The organism is Prevotella conceptionensis 9403948, assembly GCF_000312305.1.
Classification (GTDB): Bacteria; Bacteroidota; Bacteroidia; order Bacteroidales; family Bacteroidaceae; genus Prevotella; species Prevotella conceptionensis.
The window spans coordinates 532,539-541,270 of the sequence record NZ_HE999443.1; the positions used below are offsets into that span (position 1 = coordinate 532,539).

The 8,732-nt window shown below is 50.8% G+C and carries 6 protein-coding genes and 1 pseudogene; all 7 read left to right on the plus strand.

Annotated features, from left to right (window positions below):
• Window positions 1–326 precede the first annotated feature (326 nt).
• A complete protein-coding gene (locus BN93_RS01920; RefSeq protein WP_044259563.1) occupies window positions 327–1,031 on the plus strand; it encodes a nucleoside-specific channel-forming Tsx family protein in 705 nt (234 codons plus the stop codon).
• A gap of 172 nt (window positions 1,032–1,203) precedes the next feature.
• Window positions 1,204–2,502 carry an NCS2 family permease gene (locus BN93_RS01925; RefSeq protein WP_019186671.1) on the plus strand — a complete coding sequence of 433 codons (1,299 nt, stop codon included), beginning with the start codon at window positions 1,204–1,206 and terminating at the stop codon, window positions 2,500–2,502.
• Complete coding sequence (locus tag BN93_RS01930) at window positions 2,489–3,418, plus strand: endonuclease/exonuclease/phosphatase family protein (protein ID WP_019186672.1); 930 nt, start codon at window positions 2,489–2,491, stop codon at window positions 3,416–3,418. Before BN93_RS01925 ends, BN93_RS01930 begins: the two co-directional genes overlap by 14 nt.
• Window positions 3,419–3,748: 330 nt before the next feature.
• The gene (locus BN93_RS01935; RefSeq protein ID WP_019186673.1) at window positions 3,749–4,636 is read left to right on the plus strand and encodes a hypothetical protein; all 888 of its coding nucleotides are present in this window, start codon (window positions 3,749–3,751) and stop codon (window positions 4,634–4,636) included.
• A gap of 1,211 nt (window positions 4,637–5,847) precedes the next feature.
• The gene (locus tag BN93_RS01940) at window positions 5,848–7,059 is read left to right on the plus strand and encodes an MFS transporter (protein ID WP_044259565.1); all 1,212 of its coding nucleotides are present in this window, start codon (window positions 5,848–5,850) and stop codon (window positions 7,057–7,059) included.
• A pseudogene (gene hemN / locus BN93_RS01945) lies at window positions 7,052–8,418 on the plus strand (oxygen-independent coproporphyrinogen III oxidase). The gene BN93_RS01940 and the pseudogene hemN overlap by 8 nt, the downstream one beginning before the upstream one ends.
• A 42-nt stretch (window positions 8,419–8,460) precedes the next feature.
• The coding region (locus tag BN93_RS01950) for an FAD-dependent oxidoreductase (protein WP_044259418.1) at window positions 8,461–8,732 on the plus strand (272 nt) is incomplete at its 3' end.

Sequence of the window (8,732 nt, forward strand, 5' to 3'; positions counted from 1 at the left end):
CTCGCTTGGCAGCTTAGTAGCTGCATCGCATATTACGCCCCTCTCCAAAGAAAAAAGACCTCACCCCCAGCCCCTCTCCAAGGGGAGAGGGGAGTGATATGCCTTGCAGTAACATTGCATTTCTCGCTTATCAGCTTAGTAGTTGCATCGCATATTACGCCCCTCTCCCTTTGGAGAGGGGTTGGGGGTGAGGCCTTTTTATTTCTTTCTTAGTGCTTTTTTCCCCTCATTTTCACTAACTTTGCAATTGCTTTCAGGCCTCTTCACCGCAGTGTATGCGGATAAGTGTGTTCTGGATAACTAACGAAACCAAACAAAAAACAAGGATGAAAAAGCTTTTAGCTGTGGCCATTGCTTTCGTGGCCAGCCTGTCTGTACAGGCGCAGAACGTGCAATTGCATTACGATTTCGGACATCTGAACGACAATCTCTCCACACGACCCAAACTAACATCAACCGTGGAGATGTTCAAACCCGACAAATGGGGTAACACTTTCTTCTTCGTCGACATGGACTATGCAGACAATGGCGTGGCTGCCGCATATTGGGAAATATCTCGCGAGTTGAGATTTTGGCAAGCTCCATTGGCTATTCACGTGGAGTATAATGGCGGATTGGCCAAAGGTGTGGGCTCGTATAACGATGCTTACCTGGCTGGTGTGACTTATAGCTGGAACGAGAAGGACTTTAATTCGGGCTTTACCATCACGCCCATGTATAAGTATCTGGCCAAACAAAGCCAAAAACACTCGTGGCAACTCACGGCAACATGGTACTTAAACTTCTGCAACCAGTTGCTGTCGTTTAATGGATTTGCCGATTTTTGGGGCGACCGCCGCTTCTCCGACGGAAAGAACATCGCCATTTTCCTTGCCGAACCCCAATTCTGGGTTAACCTGAACCGCATCAAAGGCGTTAGCGAAGACTTCAAACTAAGCCTAGGAACGGAGTGGGAAGTAAGCAACAACTTCGTTAATCAAAACCACCGTTGGTATTGGTTGCCTACATTGGCAGCGAAGTGGACGTTTTAATAAACACAAACGGCCTCACCCCCAACCCCTCTCCAAGGGGAGAGGGGAGTGATTTGCTGTGCTGCAACTAAGCAAACAAATGCGAGATTGCAATGTTACCACAGTGCATATTACGCCCCTCTCCCCATGGAGAGGGGTTGGGGGTGAGGCCAGCTCACAATAATCTTACACAATGTCTTTCTATTCTCTTTTGGGGTTTAACCCCAAGAAACAATCGCGCCGCACAGAGATGATGGCCGGCGTAACCACGTTTCTCACCATGAGCTACATCCTTGCCGTGAACCCCGACATACTAAGTGCCGCGGGAATGGACAAGGGTGCCGTGTTCACAGCCACTGCCTTGGCCTCGGCTCTTGGCACATTATTCATCGCTTTCTTGGCCAAGCTACCCTTTGCGCAGGCCCCTGGCATGGGCATCAATGCCTTTTTCGCCTTCACCTTGGTGCGTGGCATGGGCTATTCGTGGGAGGCGGCCTTGGCGGCAGTGTTTGTAGAGGGTATCATCTTCATCATATTGACGGCCCTGAACATACGCGAACAAATTGTAAAGTGCATCCCCAAGAACCTGCGCTTTGCCATTTCGGGCGGCTTGGGACTGTTTATCGCCTTCATCGGACTGAAAAATGCAGGACTTGTAGTGGCCGATAAAAACACCTTTGTTACGCTAGGTACCTTCACTTCCACAGCTGCATTGGCCTCGTTGGGCATCATTTTGAGTGGCGCATTGCTGGTGTTGAAGGTTCGCGGAGCCTTGTTTTACAGCATCTTGATATGTACGGTTATCGGCATACCTATGGGCATAACCCAAATTCCCGATGCCTTCGTGCCCGTTTCGCTACCCCATAGCATCGCCCCAACGTTCTTAAAGCTCGACTTCGCTGCGCTGATCAACGTTGATATGATACTCACCGTCTTCGTATTGGTGTTTATCGACATCTTCAACACGCTGGGTACGCTCATCGGAACGGCGGCCAAAACCGACATGATGGACGAAAAAGGCAACGTGAAGAACATCCAAAAGGCCATGATGGCCGATGCTATCGCCACGTCTACGGGTGCACTTTTGGGTACGTCTACCGTTACAACGTTCGTGGAAAGTGCAGCAGGTGTGGCCGAAGGCGGCCGAACGGGGCTCACGGCCTTTACCACGGCCATGTTCTTCCTTGTGGCTTTGTTCATGGCACCGCTGTTCCTCATCATCCCTTCTGCCGCAACCACGGGCGCACTGGTGCTTGTTGGCGTGTTTATGTTAGAGAGTATCAAGAAGATAGACCTGCAAGACATCTCCGAGGCACTACCTTGTTTTATCACCGTTTTGATGATGGTGCTAACTTATAGCATTGCCGAGGGCATGGCCTTGGGACTTATCAGCTACACGTTGGTAAAGCTGTTGAGCGGCCATTACAAAGACGTCAACATCACGCTCTTCATCGTTAGCACCCTTCTTGTTTTGCGTTATGTGTTCCAATAAGGCTCGTTTTGTGTTGCTTGGGGCTGTGTTGTGCATGGCCTTTGCTGCCTTTGGGCAGACACTTGTGCTGGGTAGCTATAACATAAGGTATCGAAACGACGGCGATGAGGCGAAGGGGCTCCTTTGGGCGAAACGTTGTCAGGTGATAGCCGACCAGCTTAACTTCCACCATCCCGACGCTTTTGGGGCGCAAGAGGTGCTGAAAGGGCAACTCGACGACCTGTTGCGCGCACTGCCCGACTACGATTACGTGGGCGTTGGGCGCGACGATGGACACGAGGCGGGCGAATATGCGCCCATATTTTATCGGCGCGACCGACTGGATAAGCTTGGAGACGGGCACTTTTGGCTATCGCCTACGTACACAAAACCCTCTTTGGGTTGGGATGCGGCTTGCATACGCATCTGCACTTGGGCCAAATTCAGGGTGCGCGAAAGTGGCGAAGTGTTATTTTTCTTCAACCTCCATACCGACCATGTGGGCGTTAAAGCGCGTCGCGAGTCGGCAAAGCTGGTGATGAAAGCTATCGACGGCTTGGCCGGAAAGGACAGACCGGTGGTGCTGACGGGCGACTTTAACGTCGACCAAACCGACGAAACCTACGCCATCTTCACCGCAAACGCACGCTTAAACGATGCCTACGTTGTGGCTAAGCACCGCTTTGCCGAGAACGGAACGTTTAACAGTTTCGACCCCACACTGAAAACAACCAGTAGGATAGACCACGTTTTTGTGTCGCCCCGTTTCGCTGTGGCTCGTTATGGCGTACTGCCCAACTTCTATTGGACGGAAGAACCCGCAGCCAAAAGTAAGAAAGGGCAGGATGCACCGCAACAAATCGACTTTAAACAACACCGAATACGCACGGCATCCGACCATTATCCGGTGTTTGTGGAGGTGAAATTAGGACAGTAGCCTTTCCGCAACCAACCCCCAACCCCAACCCCTTTACAAGGGGCGGAGGGTAGTTGAACAGCTTGTTATGGCCCTAACATGTTGCAACCATTGGCCTAGTAATCACACCGATATATAATGTTTTTTCATTTAGAAACGATAAAGCCTATTGCGTTTCAACGTTTAGAAACAACAAGGCCAACCACTCCCCGCTCCGCTTGGGGCGGGGCCGTGGATAAGGCCTTTTATTGTCTTTCCCTTCTCTTTTGTGTTGTATGCTTATGGGGTTGCCGCTCTGATTACCGCAACAAGATAGATGCGGCGTTGCAAGCAGGCCACAATCAGCAGGCTATGACCCTGCTAAACCAGGCTATTGCCGACACAGCCACGGCCGAATGGCTGTGGAAACGTGCCGAACTGGAAACAAAGTTGGGCAAGGATGCCGATGCCTTGCGCGATTACCACCGCCTGTTACGTCTCCATTCGGTTAAAGATGGTGCTGAATTTGCAGCCCATGTAGATATAATGGCCGATAGTTCGGTGAACGTTAACGAGGTGTTCAGCAGGCAACTAGCGGCTTATTTAAAGCTTGGGCAAATGCGTTTGGCCGAGAATAAGTTGGAGCAGATGCGAAAATATCTTTATGATAAGGGGCAAGTAGGCAAGTATTATTATTGGAAAGGGGTTATAGCCAAAGGCAATAAAGAATGGTATGCGGCTTATTCGTCCTTTCTGGAGGCGGCATTGCAGCACTACCCTGATGCTCGTTTGCAGCTAAAAGAGATGTCGAAACGGTTGGGAATGCCATTGAACTGGCCCACAGACCTAGACTCGATGAACGTTGAACTGCTATTTACGGATGGTACAAGGTGGCCCATTGCCAATAAGTTGCAGGGCCAACCGCGGCTCGTAAAGGTTGAATGCAAACGCGTAGAGATAACCAACATACGGCGTTTTGTGCTGAAAAACCATCTCGATGCCGCTGCTTTGCGCGCCATTCCTGGCATGGCAGCCAGAGGTAAGCAACTGGCACCCGTGTGTATTGCCACTACTAGCGGCCATAACCTTTGCTTTACCTGCTTGCCCGGCAGCAGTCAGTTGACCAAATTAGGGCTTGATGCAAGCGAAGGCTCTGCAAAGCCAAATGCACAACTGGCCAAACCGCAAGTTATCGAGGTGTGGGTGATGAAGTATGAAGACGCACAAGGACAGCGAAATTGCAAGGTTTACATCAAGTAGAGCTACTTTTGGTGTTATGCCTATCTTTGGTTTGGGTTAAAGAAATGTAGTTGGCTTACCCTGAATTTGTATAAATTTCGGTGCAAATTTTAACATTATGAGTACCGTTTTTATCCACCAACCGCTCACTCGGTCGCAAAAAATCGATTCTCGCGGAGGTTTGTTTTGAGGCAGAAAGGGGTTGGCATGCGAATGCGGTAAAATGAATTTTTATTTAAGAGAACCGCCATTAGCACCAGTTTTGGGGCTATTTGCTGCTAAATGGCGTGCGTTTTGGTGCTAAATGGCGTGCGTTTTGGTGCTAAATGCAGTGCGTTTTGGTGCAAAATAGGGCGCGTTTTGGTGCAAAACGCAAGGTAAAATGGTGCAAAACGCAGTGCGAAATGCTGCTAAATGCGAGATGAAAAGCATAAATATCCATAGCAATTGTATAAACAAAACCTTTTAGAACCATGAAACACATGGCTAAAAAGGCAAAATGGCCATTAAAAAGTGGGGTTTTAGGAGCTAAAAGCGAGTAATTGGGCTTGAAAAAAATGCGAGTCGGCAGCCAAATAGAAAGGCAAAGCGGTGCTAAATGCAAGTTGTAGGCTCAAAAAGGAGATGAAAACGAAGTGCGTAAAGGCATAAAAAGCGGTTTTTTACCCATTTTGGGCCTTTATTTTGTCTAGAATGGGCTTGCAGGCAAGGTGCGTTTTGTAAAACATTTTCTTGTTTTCTGTTTTTTCTAGTCTTTCTAGATACCCTAGTGTTCCTAGATATTCTGGTTCTCCTATATTTCCTAGGTCTCCTAGATGTCCTAGCCTTCCTAGATACCCTGATGCCCTTAGCTTTCCTAGATGTCCTAGCCTTCCTTGATAGCCTGATGCTCCTAGCTTTCCAAGATACTCTAGGTTTTCTAGCCCTCTTGGCCTGCCTAGATAGCCCTTGCCTTTTTGGCTCTCCTGGTTTTACTGGTTTTCCTAGTTTTCCTCGCTTTACTTGCTACCCTGATGCACCTCGCAAAACTTATTCCTCATTCCTTTTCTCTGCCTTAAATCCCCATAAATAAGGAACGCCGTTGCGGCATAATTTTCTTAACTTTGCGCCTGTTAACGGCGGTAGGCTTAACCCCAAACACCACCAACACCACGAACGGGCACGCACGAGAGCAGTGCATCGCCAGTGGAACAAACGTAACACGCCGCCGCAGCATTGCATACAAAAACAAGATGAAGCAAGACTTAAACCAGCGAAACAAGCTATCCACCTTCTTTTGCCTCTATCTGGCACAAGCTGTGCCCATGAGTTTCTTTACCACTGCCCTGCAAGTAACCATGCGCGAACAACGGTTCTCGCTCTCGGCCATTGCCTTGTTGCAGCTGGTTAAACTTCCGTGGATACTCAAAATGCTATGGAGCCCACTGGTAGACAGGGCTTGCACCACCATGCGCGGCTACAAGCGGCTCATCGTTGGCAGCGAGTTGGTTTACGCCCTACTGGTGTTTTTGGCCGGCACGCTTAACTTGCAGCTCAATGTGGCCACGGTTATATTGTTGGTGTTGCTGTCGTTAGTGGCCTCTGCCACACAGGATATAGCCACCGATGCCCTAGCCATACGCTCCACGAAGGGGCGCGAAAGGGGACTGATGAACAGCATGCAGTCTATGGGGAGCTTTGCAGGGAGCCTTGTGGGTAGTGGCCTGTTGCTCGTGGTTTTGCACCGTTATGGGTGGAACAGCGTAACCCAATGCCTCAGCCTCTTTGTCTTGGTGGCCGCCTTGCCTTTGCTTTTCAACAAAAAAATAAGCCTGCAACAGGATGAAGACAAACGCCAACGCGCACGGTTAACCGACTTTGTGTGGTTTTTCGGCCAACGCGGCGTGTGGCGGCAGATACTTTTTTTGGCACTCTATTACATGGGCATCATCGGCATCATGTCTAACATGAAACCCTACATGGTAGACCTAGGCTACTCGATGAAAGACATCGGGCTGATAAACGGCGTGGTAGGCGTGGCCTCGGCTTTCGCCGTTGGCTATCCCACGGGCATGCTCGTTCGCCGCTATGGCTATGCCCGTGTGCGACCCGCGGTTGCATGTGCCATGCTCGGTGCCACGCTTTTGTTCACCATCCTGTCGGTAAGCGTGCCCACAACGGTCCAAATCGTCTTGGCCACCGTGTTGCTTTGGGCCAGTTATGGCATGGCAACAGTGGTGGTTTACACCTCGGCCATGAGCCATGTGCGCCCAGGAAAAGAGGGAACCGACTTTACCGTGCAAACCGTATTAACCCACCTAACGGGCATCGTGGCCGCTATGGGCAGCGGTGCCGTGGCCGATGTGGCCGGATATACCGCCATGTTTGGCCTGCAAACCGCCATAGCACTGGCCTCGCTGGCATACGTGAGCTTGGCATTAAAAACAGAAACGACGCATGACTAACGAAGAATTAATTGCCAAATACAACAAGCCCGTGCCACGATACACGAGCTATCCGCCGGCAAACAGCTTTGTGGAGATGGGCGAAGAGGAGTATCTCGCAGCCGTAGACCAGTCTAACAATGCCGCAGTAGACAACATTTCGTTTTACATACACGTGCCCTTTTGTCAACACCTGTGCCACTATTGCGGGTGCAACTCGGTGGCTATGGCGCGCAATGAGGTGGTGGAGGCCTACTTCGATGCCCTGCATCGGGAGATAAACCTGCTGCTGCCACACCTAGACAAGGGGCGGAAAATATCGCAGATACATTATGGGGGAGGCAGTCCTACATCCATTCCGCTGCACCATATCAGGCGCCTAAACGAGCATTTGCTGGGTTCGTTCGGCACAATAGAAAACCCGGAGATTGCCATTGAGTGCCACCCAGCATATCTTAACGACGAACATTGGGAGCAGCTAATCGGCTGCGGGTTTACGCGTTACAGCTTGGGAATACAGGATTTCGACGAAAACGTGTTGCGAACCGTTAACCGCCGACCCTCGTTGTTGCCCGTAGAGCACATCGTTGAGCGGCTTAGGCAAAGCGGCGCAAAGGTTAATCTCGACTTCATATACGGCTTGCCGGGGCAAACGGTGCAGAGCTTTGCACGCACCATCGCACGCGCAATAGGCATGCGCCCCAACAGATTGGTTACCTTTAGCTATGCGCACGTACCTTATATATATGGTAGGCAGCGCATATTGGAAAAGGCGGGGTTGCCACCAGAGGCCGAAAAGATGCGCATGTTCGAACAGGCGGCAGAACAACTTGCACGCGCCGGATATTGCCATATCGGCATGGACCACTTTGTTGAACCCAACGACGACCTGCAACAGGCACTGGAACGCAAGCAGCTGCACCGCAATTTCAGGGCTATTGCCCACGGCGCATCACGGCACAGGTGTATGCCTTGGGCGTATCGGGCATCAGTCAGCTAGATGCGGCTTATGCGCAAAACACCAAAGATGTGGCACGCTACATTCAACACACCAGCGAAGGGCGGCTCTGCATAGAGCGCGGATATGCGCTGCAACCGTGGCAACGCGTGGCGCGCGAGGTGATAGAGAGCCTGATGTGCAACTATTACGTGGCGTGGACAGACATGGCCCAGAGGCTGAACATATCGGCAGAAGAGGTGAAAGAGGCCCTAAACTACGACGTGCCGGCCTTGCAACAAATGGCCGACGACGGGTTGATAACCTTTGAACGCACGCACATAGCACTTACCGAAGCTGGTTCGCCCTTTGTGCGCAACGTGGCGGCGGCACTCGATAAGATGATGATTAACAACAACAATCGCTTTTCGAAACCCGTGTAACGTGCACAACATGGCAGAAAACCAAGCTAAACAAAAAGATACATGCGCCAAACAACAATAATAATAGGAGCCGGACTTACCGGGCTTACCGCCGCACACGCCCTGCGGAAACAAGGCAAAGAGGTGCTGGTGGTGGAAAAAGAAAACCGCATTGGCGGACAAATTCGCACCTTTGAAGAGCAGGGATTTGTGTACGAAAGCGGCCCCAACACGGGCATGGTGGCCTATCCCGAAGTGGCCGAACTATTCGCCGACCTTGCCCCATACGGCTGTAAGCTGCTTACTGCGCGCGAAGAGGCCAAGCAAAGATGGAT